The 14,213-nt window shown below is 66.5% G+C and carries 12 protein-coding genes; 3 read left to right on the top strand and 9 right to left on the bottom strand.

Annotated features, from left to right (window positions below; genetic code table 11):
* The first annotated feature begins 23 nt into the window (after positions 1-23).
* Complete coding sequence (locus AC3B6A_RS01055; protein ID WP_488400477.1) at positions 24-902, top strand: metal ABC transporter substrate-binding protein; 879 nt, start codon at positions 24-26, stop codon at positions 900-902.
* Here AC3B6A_RS01055 and AC3B6A_RS01050 read toward each other — a convergent pair.
* Both AC3B6A_RS01050 and cfaB read right to left on the bottom strand, forming a co-directional pair.
* Positions 899-1,366, bottom strand: a complete 468-nt coding sequence (locus tag AC3B6A_RS01050) for a GNAT family N-acetyltransferase (RefSeq protein ID WP_488400476.1) — start codon at positions 1,364-1,366, stop codon at positions 899-901. The two genes, AC3B6A_RS01055 and AC3B6A_RS01050, sit on opposite strands and share 4 nt — an antisense overlap.
* A gap of 126 nt (positions 1,367-1,492) precedes the next feature.
* Positions 1,493-2,677 carry a C17 cyclopropane fatty acid synthase CfaB gene (gene cfaB, locus AC3B6A_RS01045; RefSeq protein WP_488400475.1) on the bottom strand — a complete coding sequence of 395 codons (1,185 nt, stop codon included), beginning with the start codon at positions 2,675-2,677 and terminating at the stop codon, positions 1,493-1,495.
* A gap of 364 nt (positions 2,678-3,041) precedes the next feature.
* Between cfaB and AC3B6A_RS01040 the strand changes: the two genes are divergently transcribed.
* The gene (locus AC3B6A_RS01040; protein WP_488403750.1) at positions 3,042-4,460 is read left to right on the top strand and encodes an MDR family MFS transporter; all 1,419 of its coding nucleotides are present in this window, start codon (positions 3,042-3,044) and stop codon (positions 4,458-4,460) included.
* A 21-nt stretch (positions 4,461-4,481) separates the two neighbouring features.
* Here AC3B6A_RS01040 and AC3B6A_RS01035 read toward each other — a convergent pair whose 3' ends face one another.
* Positions 4,482-5,789 (bottom strand): MFS family transporter, encoded by a 1,308-nt coding sequence (locus AC3B6A_RS01035; RefSeq protein ID WP_488400474.1) that lies wholly within the window; start codon positions 5,787-5,789, stop codon positions 4,482-4,484.
* A 554-nt stretch (positions 5,790-6,343) separates the two neighbouring features.
* Here AC3B6A_RS01035 and AC3B6A_RS01030 point away from each other — a divergent pair.
* A complete protein-coding gene (locus AC3B6A_RS01030) occupies positions 6,344-7,000 on the top strand; it encodes a lipid-A-disaccharide synthase N-terminal domain-containing protein (protein WP_488400473.1) in 657 nt (218 codons plus the stop codon).
* 39 nt (positions 7,001-7,039) lie between these two features.
* Here AC3B6A_RS01030 and AC3B6A_RS01025 read toward each other — a convergent pair whose 3' ends face one another.
* The 6 genes from AC3B6A_RS01025 to AC3B6A_RS01000 all read right to left on the bottom strand — a co-directional run bounded on the left by AC3B6A_RS01025 (position 7,040) and on the right by AC3B6A_RS01000 (position 14,128).
* Positions 7,040-8,011, bottom strand: a complete 972-nt coding sequence (locus AC3B6A_RS01025; protein ID WP_488400472.1) for an SdiA-regulated domain-containing protein — start codon at positions 8,009-8,011, stop codon at positions 7,040-7,042.
* Positions 8,012-8,037: 26 nt separating this feature from the next.
* Positions 8,038-9,579, bottom strand: coding sequence for an ArnT family glycosyltransferase (locus AC3B6A_RS01020; protein WP_488403748.1), 1,542 nt, complete (start codon positions 9,577-9,579; stop codon positions 8,038-8,040).
* A 54-nt stretch (positions 9,580-9,633) separates the two neighbouring features.
* A complete protein-coding gene (locus tag AC3B6A_RS01015; protein ID WP_488400471.1) occupies positions 9,634-10,374 on the bottom strand; it encodes a glycosyltransferase family 2 protein in 741 nt (246 codons plus the stop codon).
* A gap of 23 nt (positions 10,375-10,397) precedes the next feature.
* Entirely contained in the window at positions 10,398-11,399 is a 1,002-nt protein-coding gene (locus AC3B6A_RS01010; RefSeq protein WP_488400470.1) for an NAD-dependent epimerase, read from the bottom strand.
* Positions 11,400-12,312: 913 nt separating this feature from the next.
* Positions 12,313-13,454, bottom strand: a protein-coding gene (locus AC3B6A_RS01005) for an IS3 family transposase (protein WP_488400469.1) whose coding sequence is annotated in 2 segments (ribosomal slippage) — positions 12,313-13,202 and positions 13,202-13,454 — 1,143 coding nt in all. Because the reading frame shifts where the segments join, the coding sequence is not laid out codon by codon here.
* Positions 13,455-13,555: 101 nt separating this feature from the next.
* Positions 13,556-14,128, bottom strand: a complete 573-nt coding sequence (locus AC3B6A_RS01000) for a helix-turn-helix domain-containing protein (protein ID WP_488400468.1) — start codon at positions 14,126-14,128, stop codon at positions 13,556-13,558.
* Between the last annotated feature and the right edge of the window lie 85 nt (positions 14,129-14,213).

The raw sequence follows: 14,213 nt of genomic DNA, 5'->3' as shown, positions 1-14,213 counted from the left end.
CATCCCCGCAAAGGAGTTCCACCATGCGCGTCCTGTTGCTCCTGCTCGCCTTCTGCCTGCCCCTGTCACTCTCCGCCGCCGAACGGCTGAAGGTGGTGACCAGCTTCAGCATCCTCGCCGACATGACCCGCGCGGTCGGTGGCGAGCATATCCAGCTCAGCAACCTGGTCGGCCCCGACAGCGATGCGCACACCTACGAGACCACTCCGGACGACGCCCGCGCGGTGCACCAGGCCGGCCTGATCGTGGAGAACGGCCTGGGCTTCGAACCCTGGCTCGACCGCCTGGTGAAGAGCACCGAGACCCGCGCGAAGGTGATCCAGGCCAGCCACGGCGTGATCCCACGCAGCCTGGAGGAGGACGGCCAGACCATCCCCGACCCGCACGCCTGGAACAACCTGGCCAACGCCGACATCTACGTCGGCAACATCGCCAGGGCCCTGGCCCAGGTCGACCCGGCCAACGCCGCCGATTACCAGCGCAACGCCGACGCCTACCTCAAGCAGGCCCACGCATTGCTCGCCTACGCCAGGCAGAAGCTCGGCAACCTGCCGGCCGATCGCCGCAGCCTGGTCACCTCGCATGACGCCTTCGGCTACCTGGGCCAGGCCTACGGCCTGAGGCTGCTGGCGCCGCAGGGCCTGTCCACCGAGCGCGAGGCGTCGGCCAGCGACGTCGCCGCACTGGTGCGGCAGATCCGCGAGCAGCACATCCGCGCGGTCTTCGTCGAGAACGTCAAGGACCCGCGGCTGATGCAGCAGATCGCCGAGGAAAGCGGCGCGGCGATCGGCGGCACGCTGCACTCCGACGCCCTCGCCAGCGAAGGCCCGGCCAGCACCTACCTGGGGCTGTACCGCGACAATGTCGACACCCTTTACCAGGCGCTGTCCGGCAAGCCCTAGAGCACCAGGCTCAGGTGCACGCGGTCGCGGCAGGGAATGCCGTTCTCGACGATCGGCTGCGGGTAATTGAGGGTGAAGTAATCGGGCTCGACGGCGCGCAGGCGAAAGCCCGCGCGCTGGTAGAAGCCGAGCTGCGCCAGGCTGGAGTTGCCGGTGGCGATGTCCAGGCGCAGCGCGCCGGCACTACGCGCCGAATCGATCGCGGCCTCGAGCAGCCGGCGGCCCAGGCCGCGGCCCTGCCACTCCGCCTGCACGGCGAGGTTGGTGATTTCGATGACGCCCCAGCTGCGCGCGGTCAGCGTCAGCACGCCGCGCACCGCGCCCGCCTCGGCCAGCGCCAGCACGCGCGATTGCGGCAGGTAGCGCTCGACCTGTTCGCGGCTGGGATCGGCCAGCAGCAGAAGCGGCCAGGGCGCATCGGCCGAGGGGAGTTCGACGAGGGACAGCTCGGGATAGCAGGACATCATGATCCGCGGGGATAAGCCAAAACGAAGGCGACGGTTTATCGCCTCGGGCCCGGCAATGCAAGCATTTCGACATCACTTTGGTCGTAGGCGGAGCGATCGGGCGCGCCAGGCCGGGCCGACCGCTCAGGCGTAGATGTCGCGGCGGCTCCACGGCACTTCCTGGGAGCCATCGGCGTGCGGCCGGCTGGCGAGGATCTGGTGCAGGTTGACCCAGCCCTTGCTGAAGCCGTAGGCGCAGCCGGCCAGGTACAGGCGCCAGATGCGCAGGGCCTGCTCCGGCACCAGCCTGGCCGCCGCCGCCAGCTTCGCTTCCAGGTTGGCGCTCCAGAAGTCCAGCGTGCGCGCGTAATGCAGGCGCAGGCTTTCCACGTCCACCACCTCCAGCCCGGCTTCGCTCATCCGCGCCACCGCCAGCGACAGGTGCGGCAGCTCGCCGTGGGGGAAGACGTAGCGGTCGATGAAGTCGCCGGCGCCGCGGCCGACCGGGCGGCCATCGGTGTAGCGCGAGGTGATGCCGTGGTTCATCACCAGCCCGCCGGGGCGTACCGCATCGAACAGGTGCTGGAAGTAGAGGCCGAGGTTGGCATGGCCGACGTGCTCGAACATGCCGACGCTGACCACCTTGTCGAAGCGGCCGTCGCGCGGCAGGTCGCGGTAGTCCATGTGCTCCAGGCGGACCTGGCCGTCCAGGCCCTCGGCCTTCACCCGCTCGCGGCCGAGCTTGAGCTGCTCGTCGCTCAGGGTGATGCCCAGCACCTGGACGCCGAATTCCTTCGCCGCCAGGCGCGCCAGCCCGCCCCAGCCGCAGCCCACGTCGAGCAGGCGCTCGCCCGGTTGCAGGCGCAGCTTGCGGCACAGGTGGCGCAGCTTGGCCCGTTGCGCGGTGGCGAGGTCCTCGCTGCCGGTCTCGAAGTAGGCGCAGGAATACACCATCTCCGGGTCGAGCCAGAGCTGGTAGAAGTCATTGGAAAGGTCGTAGTGGTAGTGGATCGCCTCGGCGTCGGTGGCCTTGTCGTGGCTTTCGCGCACGTAGTCGCCCGGGTCGTCGTCGACGCCCAGGGCGGCGCTCAGGGCATCGCCCATGGCGATCACGTCGCCGATCGAACCTTCGATGTCCATGCGCTTCTCGACGTAGGCGCGGCCCAGGACATCGAGGCTGGGCCGGGTGATCTCGGTCAGCAGCGTGGGGTCTCGTACGACGAGAGTTACCTGCGGATCGGGCCCCAGGTCGAACGCCTGGGCCTCGCCGATGCGGATGCGCAACGGCAACTGCAGGGACAGCAACTCAGAGGGCAGATTGGCTTTCATGCACACCTCCTGGTCACAGGGCTGAAGAACTATAGACCAGTTCCTGCATAGTCTGTCCCCATGGCCTGGCCCGCGCAAAACTCCGGGAACCGGCCGCGCCCGGCAGCCCGGCCCCGATGGATAGTTGGCCATGCAAGCGTAGCAGCCGCTCCGGGAGGCATTCCTGCAAGGCCTGAGATAGAGCGTTTCCGTAACGGAAACAATGACCCGCGGCCGGCAACGCCCGTAATCATTGGACCCGACCTGGATTACACTGTGCGGCCCTCCGGCGCTTTCCGACCGGAGGACCTCCGCAGTGAAGGGGACCGCCTTGAATACCTTCTCCACGCCACGTCCCGCGGTCCGCACCGTGCTGGTGGGACTGATGCTGGCGATCTTCCTCGGCGCGCTGGACCAGACCATCGTCGCCGTGTCGCTACCGGCGATCTCCGCCGGCTTCGGCGACTTCGACCTGCTCGCCTGGGTCATCTCCGGCTACATGGTGGCGATGACCATCTCCATGCCGATCTACGGCAAGCTCGGCGACCTCTACGGGCGCCGCGTGCTGATGCTGTTCGCCATCGGCCTGTTCACCGCCGCCTCCATGCTCTGCGGCGCCGCGCAGAGCATGGAGCAGCTGGTGCTCGCCCGCGTGCTGCAAGGCATTGGCGCCGGCGGCATGATGTCGGTGAGCCAGGCGATCATCGGCGACATCGTCCCGCCGCGCGAGCGCGGCCGCTACCAGGGCTATTTCAGCAGCATGTACGCCATCGCCAGCATCGCCGGGCCGGTGCTCGGCGGGCTGCTGACCGAGCACCTGTCCTGGCGCTGGGTGTTCCTGATCAACCTGCCGGTGGGCCTGGTCGCCCTCGCCGTGTCCCGCCGCACCCTGCGCGGCCTGCCGGTGCCGGGGCGCAAGCCGGTGATCGACTACCTGGGCACGGTGCTGATGATCGCCGGCCTCGGCAGCCTGCTGCTGGCGATCACCGAGGTCGGCCAGGGCGCGCGCTGGAATGACCCGCGGATGCTTGGGCTGTTCGCCGCCGCGCTGGTGCTGATCGGGCTGTTCGTGATGCAGGAGCGCCGCGCGCCGGAGCCGCTGGTGCCGATGCAGCTGTTCCGTATCCGCGCGGCGACGCTGAGCTGGCTGGTCAGCTTCTTCGCCAGCTTCCAGGTCATTTCGCTGTCGGTGCTGGTGCCGCTGCGCTTCCAGTCGGTCACCGGCGCCGGTGCCGACAGCGCTGCGCTGCACCTGCTGCCGCTGGCCATGGGCGTGCCGATCGGCGCGTACTGCTGCGGCCGGCTGACCGCGACCCTGGGCCGCTACAAGCCGCAGATCGTCGCCGGCGCGCTGCTGACGCCCTGCGCCATCGCCGGCCTGGCGCTGACATCGCCCAGCGCCTACCTGCTCTCGGGCCTGAGCATGCTGCTCACCGGCATCGCCGCCGGCACGCAATTCCCCACCAGCCTGGTGGCGGCGCAGAACGCGGTGGAGACGAGGCACCTGGGGGTTGCCACCAGCAACATCACGCTGTTCCGTTCCCTCGGCGGCGCGGTGGGCATCGCGCTGATGTCGGCGCTGCTGCTGGCCATGCTGCAACCGCTGGCGGGCGAGGCCGGCCACGGCCTGTCGGCCAGCGCGCTGCTGGCGAGCCTGGGCGGTGAAGGCCACGAGGCGCAGCGGCAGGTTCTGGACGGGGTGTTCGGCCGGCTGTTCCTGATCAACGCCGGCTTCGGCGTCGTCGCACTGCTGGTCGCCCTGGCGCTGCCCAACCACGCGCTGCGCGGCCGGGCCAGCGATTAGCGCCTCAGGCGCGCGGCAGGGTCAGTCCTCGTCGTTGAGGTAGCTGACCTTGCGCAGGTCCGGCAGCAGCAGGCAGACCACCAGCGCCACGCCGCACATGACCGAGACGTAGACGTAGAAGTACTCCTCGACGCCGAGGCTCTTCAGGCCGAGGGCGACGTACTCCGCCGAGCCACCGAAGATGGCGTTGCCCACCGCGTAGGACAGGCCCACGCCCAGGGCGCGGATCTGCGGCGGGAACATCTCCGCCTTGATCAGGCCGCTGATCGAGGTGTACAGGCTGACGATGGCCATCGCCGCGATGATCAGCACGAAGGCCAGGTAGGGGCTGCTCACCGCCTTCAGCGCGGAGAGGATCGGCCAGGTGAAGACCATCCCGAGGATGCCGAACCAGAGCATCGAGGTCTTGCGCCCGATGCGGTCGGACAGCGCGCCGAACAGCGGCTGCATGCACATGTAGACGAACAGGGCGAAGGTCATCACGCCGCTGGCCACCTTGGTGTCCATCCCGGCGGTGTTCACCAGGTATTTCTGCATGTAGGTGGTGAAGGTGTAGAAGATCAGCGAGCCGCCGGCGGTGAAGCCGAGCACGGTGAAGAAAGCGCGCTTGTGGTGGGCGAACAGCTCGGTGAGGGTGCCGGACTCCTTGCGCTGCAGGTTGGACGCCTTGGCCGTCTCGCTCAGCGAGCGGCGCAGGTAGAAGGCGATCACCGCGGTGATCGCACCGACCACGAAGGGGATCCGCCAACCCCAGTCCTTCAGTTCATCGGTGGTCAGCAGCTGCTGCAGGATCACCACCACCAGCACGGCCAGCAACTGGCCGCCGATCAGGGTGACGTACTGGAAGGAGGCGAAGAAGCCGCGCTGGCCCTTGAGCGCCACCTCGCTCATGTAGGTGGCGCTGGTGCCGTATTCGCCGCCCACCGAGAGCCCCTGGAACAGCCGCGCGAGCAGCAGCAGGGCGGGCGCGGCGACGCCGATGCTGGCGTAGGTCGGCATCACGGCGATGGCCAGCGAGCCGCCGCACATCATCAGCACCGAGATCATCATCGCGGTCTTGCGGCCCTTCTTGTCGGCGATGCGGCCGAACATCCAGCCGCCGATGGGGCGCATCAGGAAGCCGGCGGCGAACACCCCGGCGGTGTTGAGCAGTTGCACCGTCGGGTTGTCGGAGGGAAAGAAGGCATGGGCGAAGTACAGGGCGGTGAAGGCGTAGACGTAGAAGTCGAACCATTCCACCAGGTTGCCCGAGGAGGCGCCGACGATGGCGAGGATGCGCGCGCGGCGCTCGTGGGGGGAGTACTGCGGCAAGGGGACGGATGCGGTCATGGGGCTTCTCTTGTTGGGTTGAACTGCTTCCCGGATCTCTGGGCGGAACTCCCTGGCCGCCGCGCGTCAGGCGCATCGCCGTCTATCTCGGGCAATTCTTCACTGACACATTTGGAAACAGTACAGGCATTCCCGATAGCAGGCTAACGAAATCCGTGGTTTCCGGCGCGCTTTCCGTTCGAATATCGGACATGTCGGCGGACGTTCGTCGTTTTCGATTGACCGGCCAGTGGCCAGCTTCTATCGTTGGCCCGCTCTTGTCCCTTCGGGAGACTTGTCAGGTACCCCTCGAAGGGTCGGAGTCCGACCTTGTCCACAAGACAAGGTCGATTTCCATTCCCTCGTGTCGCGGCTCCTGCCGCCTGGCCTCGGTGCCCCGTCCATACCCCCGGACGTGAAGGCACCGGGGGAATGTCGACCCGGCCACAGCGCCCCTTCCCGCCCCCGACCATCCGTCGCAGCCATCAAAGCGACACCTGCCGCGTGTATACTTCCCGACAGTGCTACAGGCCACGCAGGGCGCGGCTTTCGACGATCCTACCGGGGGGCCCTGCTTGAACGCAGCCAATCCACTGTGGTTCACCATCGGACTGCTCGCGCAGGCGGCTTTCTCCGCCCGTTTCCTGGTCCAGTGGGTGTTGTCCGAGCGCGCGCGCAAGAGCCTGATGCCGGTGCATTTCTGGTATTTCAGCTGTGCCGGCGCGGTGCTGCTGCTGGCCTACGCCACCCACCAGCGCGACCTGGTGATCTGCCTCGGGCAGCTCGCCGGCCTGGCCATCTACCTGCGCAACCTGGAACTGGACCGCCGTCACGGCGGCGGCCGGCCACTGTTCTTCGCCTGGCCCTGGCTGACCTGGGCGGCGGTGGCGATCGCCTTGGGCTGGATGTCGAAGCCTGAGCCGATCCTCAAGGTGATCACCGGCGCCGACCCGCTCTGGACCGTGATCGGCATGGTCGGCCAGGTGCTCTTCACCGGGCGCTTCGTCCTGCAGCTGTGGTATTCCGAGCGCGCCGGACGTCCGGTCAACCCCATCTACTTCTGGTACCTGTCGATGGCCGGCAGCGTGCTGCTGTTCAGCTACGCCGTGGCCCAGCGCGACCCGGTCATCATCCTCGGCCAGTCCTTCGGCATCGTGGTCTACCTGCGCAACCTGGCGCTGATCCGCCGCCAGGCCCAGACCGAAGAAGGCGCCAGCGCGCAGGGCCAGTGAGCCCTCGGCGGCGCCTCTGCGGTTCCTGAAAGGAAGCCCTCAGCGCTGCTTCTCGAAGCGGTAGAAGAGGTTCGGCTCGCTGACCACGTAGAGATTGCCGGCGGCATCCATGGCCAGCCCCTCGGCCTGGGGCGCGCCGCGCTTCAGGTCGCCGAGGGCGCCGAGCGAGCGGAAGCTGACCAGGTTGCCCTGCCCATCCAGCTCCATGATCAGCCGCGATTCCTCGCTGAGCACCAGCAGGTGGCCGGTCCTGCGGTCATAGTGGAGGTCGGAGATATCGGTGCCGAACACGCTGCGCTTCACCCAGTCGGTGTGGTCGATCACCTTGAGCTGCAGCTTGCCGTCGAGGCTGGCGCGCACGCCGCTGACTTCGTAGATCTGCCGCGGGCCGCGCTCCTTGCCGATAAACAGGCGGTCGTGCTCGGCGTCGTAGGTGAGCCCTTCGAAGCCCTTGTTGTGGATGCTCGGCTTGATCTCCAGGGTGATCGACTGCGCATCGCGGGCATCGATGCCCTGGCCGGGCTGCTCCGGCAGCGCGAAGAAGTCGATCTGCTGGAGGTTCTCGTCGGACACCGCCACCCGGCCGCCGCCCAGGTAGGCCACGCCTTCCACGTCCTGGAAGCCGCTCATGGGGTACTGCGCCAGCAGCTCGCCGGTCTTGCTCAGCACCGCCAGCTTCATGGCGCCGGCGTTGGTCACGGCGATTAGGCGGTCCTGGTCGAAGTCGTAGCTGATGGCGGACAGGTCCGACTCGATGCCCTTCACCGGATGCGCATCCATCACCACCTTGTAGTCGGGCAGCCAGACGCTGCGCCCGGCCCATTCGGAGGCGTGCAGCTGGCTGCTGAGGTAGAAGTAGGCCTGTTGCGGCCAGTGCTTCATGAGCAGCAGCGTCACACCGGGCGCGACCAGCAGCAGGGCCAGGAGCAGCCATAGCCGGGCGCGTCGGCCGAAACGGCGCTGCGGAGGGGGGAGCTGGAGGGTTTCCACACTGTTGGCGGCTCTGTGCACGGTCGAACTCCCGGGAAGGTGGAAACTCAGGAAAGCGGCTGCTTCCAGGCGAAGCGGTAGGCCGGGGCGGAGGCGTCGTCGGCGCACTGGCCGTTGTCGGCATCGGCGCCGACCAGGAACCAGTGCTCCTCGTAGTCCCCCGTCACCTCGCGGGCGCGCTCGCGGTGGAAGCAGCGGTCGAGGTCTTCGGCGCGGATCATGGCCACCGCCTGGGGATGGCTGCGCAGCCAGGTCAGCGCCTTGGTCGAGGGGTCCGGGACATCCAGGCCGAAGTGCACCAGCGGTTGGCGGGCATAGAGCCAGTGGCCCTCGCGCCAGTGGCTCAGCACCAGCTCGGCGCCGTTGCTCATTCGCGCCACCTCGGCCATCAGCGGGCGGCGGTCATCGCCGGGATCGCGCAGCGGCTCGATGACGCCACGGGCGAACCAGGCGGTGAACCAGAGCATCGCGACGACCAGGAAGACCTTGCGCGCCCTCGGCCGCTCGGCGAACCAGCGGCGCAGCAGCCAGGGCAGCAGCGGCGCCATGGCCAGCACCAGCCCGGGCAGCGCGGGGAAGATGTAGAGCTTGCGTTTGCCGGAGCTGAGGCTGAAGAACAGCAGCACCAGCACCACCCAGCCGAGCAGCACCAGCAGGCGCCCGTCCTGCCGGGCCAGTTGCCGGCGCCAGGCCGGCACCATCCACGGCAGCGCCAGCAGCAACGGCAGCCAATATTGCGGGATGACCTTGACGAAGAAGTACCAGAACGGCTCCTGATGCTGCCAGGCGCTGGCGTAGCGCTTGGCGGTCTGGTGCAGGAGGATGTCGTCGAGGTAGGCGCGGCCGTCGGCGCTACCGCTCCAGAGCACATGCAGCACCACCGGCAGCAGCCACAGCGCGATGGCCCCCAGCGCCACCAGCAGGCCCAGCCACCAGGCGCGCGCCTGGCCAGGCATGCGCACCACGCCGGACCAGCCCTTGCGCGCCGCGTAGGCATAGGGAATCAGCATCAGCGCCGGCAGGAAGCCCACGCCCTTGCTGATGATCCCCAGCCCCATCGCCGCGCAGGCCAGGTAGAACCAGCGCCACGCCGGGCCCAGCAGCAGGTGGCGGCAGAGGCCGTAGACGCCCAGGCTGATCCACAGGCAGAGGAACCCGTCGATGCCGCCATCGCGCAGCACCGAATAGGTCTGGTAGGTGGCCAGGAACAACAGCCCGGCGGCGAGGCCGATGCGGCGGTTCCACAGGCGGCGGCCGAGGTCGTAGAGGCACGCGGTGGCGACCAGGCCGGAACCGAAGGCCGGCAGGAACAGCGCCATGGTCGGCGTCACCCCCAGGCGCACCAGCAGGGCCACCAGCCACATGAACAGCGGCGGCTTGTCCGGGTAGATTTCCGCGGCACGATGGGGGATCAGCCAGTCGCCGTTCTGCAGCATCTCCAGGGCCACGCCGAGGAAGCGCTCCTCGTCGACGTTGCCCGGCTGGCGCAGCCCCAGGCCGGCGCCCAGCAGCAAGGCCGCCAGCACCAGCAGCCACCAGGGCCGCTCGGCCCAGCGCCACCACCAGGAATGCCGCACCTCGGCCTTCATGCCCACAGGCGACAGGCGGGAGAAGGAATCACCGGAGTCGCCGGTCGTCATGCGTCAGCGCCCCAGTTCGCGGGGCACGGCGTCCAGGCGCGTACGGCGGATCAGCCACCAGACGCCGAACAGGTCCAGGATGCCGACCAGCGCACGGTCCAGGTTGCCGTACTTGGAGACCCCGGCGTTGCGCGGCCGGTGGTTCACCGGATGCACGCGCATGCTGCCCCCGTGGCGCTGGATCAGCGCCGGAATGAAGCGGTGCATGTGGTCGAAGTACGGCAGGCGCAGGAAGGCCTCGCGCTCGATCAGCTTGAGTCCGCAGCCGGTGTCCGGCGTGTGGTCGTTGAGCAGGCGGCCGCGCAGGCGGTTGGCGAAGCGCGAGGCCCAGCGCTTGCTGGCGCTGTCCTGGCGCTTCACGCGGTGCCCGGCGATCAGCTTGAGGTCCGCCGGGCAGTCGGCGGCGCGGACCATGGCGAGCATGCCGGGGATATCCGCCGGATCGTTCTGCCCGTCGCCGTCCAGGGTCGCCAGCCACTGGCCACGGGCGGCCTCGGCGGCGTGGTAGACGGAAGTGCTCTGGCCCAGCGAACGCTCGTGGACCAGCACCCGCAGTTCGGCGTAGCCAGCCTGCTGCAGGCCCTGCAGCACGGCGCGGGTGGCGTCGGTACTGCCGTCGTCCACCACTATGACTTCGAACGCCTCGGCAGACAGCGCCCGGCGGACTTCCTCGAGGAGCCCGGGAAGGTTCTCGGCTTCATTCTTCGCCGGAATCAGCACCGACACGTAAGGGCTGTTGGACATGCTTGGACTCTTGCTCCGTGACCCTACGCCGCGCCGGCGCAGGGTTCTTCCACCGCGTAGAACTCGCGGTACCAGTGGACGAAACGCTCGACCCCGCTCTGCAGCGAGGTCGCCGGACGGAAGCCGGTGCGCTGTGCCAGCGCCTCGACGTCGGCCCAGGTCTGCAGCACGTCACCCGGCTGCAGCGGCAGATAGTTGCGGACGGCCGGGCGGCCCAGCGCGCGCTCCACGCACTCGACCATGTCGAGCAGGCGCACCGGCTCGCCGCGGCCGATGTTGTAGAGCGCCACCGGCGGCTCGCCGTGCGGGCCCGGTTCGGGCGGGCAGTCCTGGATGCGCAGCAGTCCCTCCACCACATCGTCGATATAGGTGAAGTCGCGGGACATCTCGCCGTTGTTGTAGATGTCGATGGGGCGCTCCTCGAGGATCGCCCGGGTGAACTTGAACAGCGCCATGTCCGGACGGCCCCAGGGGCCGTACACGGTGAAGAAGCGCAGGCCGGTGAGCGGCAGGCGGTAAAGGTGCGCGTAGGTGTACGCCATCAGCTCGTTGGCGCGCTTGGTGGCGGCGTACAGCGACACCGGCTGGTCCACCGCGGCGTCGGTGCTGAAGGGCATGGCGCTGTTCATGCCGTACACCGAGCTGCTGGAGGCGTACACCAGGTGGCCGACCCGCGCGTGGCGGCAGCCTTCGAGCACGTTGACGAAGCCGGCCAGGTTGGCGTCGACGTAGGCCTGCGGATTCTCCAGCGAGTAGCGCACCCCGGCCTGGGCGGCCAGGTGGATCACCCGCTCGAAGCCTTCGCGCTGGAACAGCGCGGCCATGGCCGGCGCGTCGGCGATGTCCAGGCGCTCGAAGCGGAAGTTGCGCTGCCGGCGCAGCAGGTCCAGGCGGGCCTGCTTGAGCTCGACGCTGTAGTAGTCGTTGAGGTTGTCGATGCCGACCACATCGTGGCCGTCGTTGCACAGTCGCTGCGCGGTATGGAAGCCGATGAAACCGGCGGCGCCGGTGACCAGAAACTTCACGGATGTCGACCCTCGCGGGAACCGGGGACAGGAACATCCCGCATCAGCACGAACGCATCGATCGTCATGGGTCGCCCGAGCCAGAGTGTTGTTGTGGTGACCGGTCCATGCCGGTCCCTGGTCCTGTTCGTCCGGACCGCTGGGGCCTTGACTACGCAGCGCAGCTGTCACGGACGCTGCGCAAAGGCTGACCTATCGTCTTGGCAGGCGCGAGAAGGATTCGTGAAGGTTTTGTAGAAAAATTGTGACGAACTTGCAGCAAAAGCCCCCGACGGGCGGGGGCTTGGGGCCGGGTGCCGGCACGTGTGTCGGTTAAATAAAGTTTGTCACAGCCATCCGCGATTTACGCGGGCTCCAGCCTTCTATTCGGATCGCTATTAAAAATAAAGGTTGTCACAAATCTTACTAGCCCATCAAAAAAGGGCGCACTGCAATAAATAAAGATTGTCACAACGAAGTCCGAACCGGCGCCGCCCTACTGTAGGTGCAGGCAGTAAACCAAGCGACGAGCCTGCAATGCCCTGCGTCTGGTGCATAGGACGGTATTAGCAGCCGCTGCCCCGGTCCCTCGAAAGCTACTCAGTAGAGCTCCCTTCACGAGAGGCGACATTTGCAATCGCCTCACGGGTTGGCTTCCTTCTATTAGATAGAACACCGTAATCCCCGAACATCATCTGGGTCGTGAGCCTCTCCAGGAAATCTATAGTTGGCTGCGGCACATACGGTAGAAACTGCCCTAGCTTCTCTTCCGGGACATGCCCGTGATTTAGCAGGCACTGCCAAATCAATTCGTGCAGCCGGAATCCCGCCACGTCGTAACGACGATCCACCGCATTACGTAGCGTTCTGTAGCACGCCATGTACTTCTGGCTTGGGATGAAGTGGTCAAGTAAAACTGGACACCGGTTTAGGTCTATCCGGTCAGCTCTTCGCGCTGTGCCGGGGTCTGGTAATCGTTGTGGCGATGTGGCCGTTGATGGTTGTAGTAATCGGTCAGGTAACGCAGCACATCGGCCTCTGCTTGAGTCTGATCGACGTAGCCGGAAGACGGCACCCACTCCGACTTGAGGCTTCTAAAGAAACGCTCCATCGGGGCGTTATCCCAGCAGTTTCCTCGACGACTCATGCTTTGCCGGATGTGGTAGCGCCAGAGCAATTGGCGGAATTCGAGGCTGGTGTAATGACAGCCCTGGTCGGAGTGAAACATCAGTTGCTGTGGTTTGCCCCTGGCTTCGTAAGCCACCCGCAAGGCACGCCCGGTGAGTTGTGAGTCTGGACGGTTGGACACGGCCCAGCCGACGATCCGGCGCGCATACAGGTCCATCACCGCCGCCAGGTAGATCCAGCGACCACCAGCCCAGAGGTATGTCACATCCCCACACCACACCTGGTTGGGGCGGTCCACATTGAAGCGACGCTCCAGTTCGTTGGGCGCGATGACGCTTTGTTCCTTGGCGACCCGGTAGCGATGTTTACGGCGCTGCGTACTGACCAGCCCGATCTCTTTCATCAGCCGGGCAGCCAGGTAGCGGCCCACGGTATGACCCTCGTTGCGCAAGGCGGCCGACAGGGTTCGGGCGCCAGCTGCGCACCGGCTCTGGGCATGCAACTCCATTACGCGTCGACGCAGCACTTCCCGTCGTCTGCAGACAAGGGCCTGGCGCTGGTGGGCCGCATAAACACTGCTGCGATTCACGCGAAATAATCGACACAGCTCTGTACGCGAATATTGCTCGCCCAATGCCTCGACCAGCCTGACTAGTCGAGGGCGTCCGACATCAAGAGAGCGGTAGCCTTTTTTAGAATCTCTTTCTCCCGCTCCAAGCGGCGGACCTGCGCCTCCAACTCCTGAATGCGCCTCTGCTCCTCTGTCAGCGCCTTGCTATGCGCGGGCGTCTGACCGCCACGCTCCAGCTGCAACTGCGCCACCCAACGACGCATCGCCGTGGGCCCTACCCCCATCGCCTTGCAGGCGGCCGGTACCGAATAGCCTTGATCCACCACCAGGCGGGCGGCTTCCAGTTTGAAATCCGGACTGAATGATCTTCTGCTCATGAACACCTCTGCTGTGGGCGAAGCTTAACGCCCTATCGGGGTGTCCAGAATCATTAGGCCACTTCAGGACAGACTCAAACTCGACTTCCGAGATCACCCTTTCAGCTCCCCTCCGCCAGCTCCAGCCGCACCGTTCTGAGACCGGCCGCAAGACTCAACGCATCACCGAGAGCAGCATGCACCCAACCCCAAAGCACCGATAGCACCATCCGATAGCCCGCCTCATCTTCCCTCGAGCCCCTATGGCTCATTCGTATCCCATTCCCAGCTTTTGAGCTTGAGCCGCAATTTCCCAAGGCTGCGCGGCTGGCAGCGTCTCTATGCTCCTTGTACGCCACCAGATCCGTGAATTTGACTCGGAGATGGCTGCCGGCTTTCGTGTGCGGCGTCACTCCTTCGTCCAGCAATTTCACAAGAGTTGGCCGCGATACGTTTAGAAGGTCAGCGGCCTCCTGAGTGCTCAGTTCCGTATGGATAGGAACCACACTCACGGCATGGCCCACGGCAATTTCGCTAAGGATCTCTCCGAATAGGCGTAGTGCGAGTGCCGGCACCTGCAGGACCTGCTTGTCTCCGGACTCTGAAACCAAAGTCAAACGGTGAATCCCTGCTCCCGAAGACAGAAGCCCCTTCATCCGGAGAAGGGATTCGACAACGGCGGCACCTTCGAGCACCGAGCATCCAGCGTTAGGGACGCCTGGTACGACTCAACCGCGGTTCTTGCGTTGCGAAAAGTAGGGGGGAAGGTGAAGCGCCCGC

It is taken from the genome of Pseudomonas sp. B12(2026) (assembly GCF_057767015.1).
The sequence above is the reverse complement of the archived record's forward strand: the minus strand, read 5'-3'. Positions and strand labels throughout refer to the sequence as shown.

Excerpts from the sequence above, each read along its gene's own strand:
- AC3B6A_RS01055 (WP_488400477.1), top strand. The coding sequence starts at position 24 with ATGCGCGTCCTGTTGCTCCTGCTCGCCTTCTGCCTGCCCCTGTCACTC.
- AC3B6A_RS01050 (WP_488400476.1), bottom strand. The coding sequence starts at position 1,366 with ATGTCCTGCTATCCCGAGCTGTCCCTCGTCGAACTCCCCTCGGCCGAT.
- cfaB (WP_488400475.1), bottom strand. The coding sequence starts at position 2,677 with ATGAAAGCCAATCTGCCCTCTGAGTTGCTGTCCCTGCAGTTGCCGTTG.
- AC3B6A_RS01040 (WP_488403750.1), top strand. The coding sequence starts at position 3,042 with ATGCTGGCGATCTTCCTCGGCGCGCTGGACCAGACCATCGTCGCCGTG.
- AC3B6A_RS01035 (WP_488400474.1), bottom strand. The coding sequence starts at position 5,789 with ATGACCGCATCCGTCCCCTTGCCGCAGTACTCCCCCCACGAGCGCCGC.
- AC3B6A_RS01020 (WP_488403748.1), bottom strand. The coding sequence starts at position 9,579 with ATGAAGGCCGAGGTGCGGCATTCCTGGTGGTGGCGCTGGGCCGAGCGG.
- AC3B6A_RS01015 (WP_488400471.1), bottom strand. The coding sequence starts at position 10,374 with ATGTCCAACAGCCCTTACGTGTCGGTGCTGATTCCGGCGAAGAATGAA.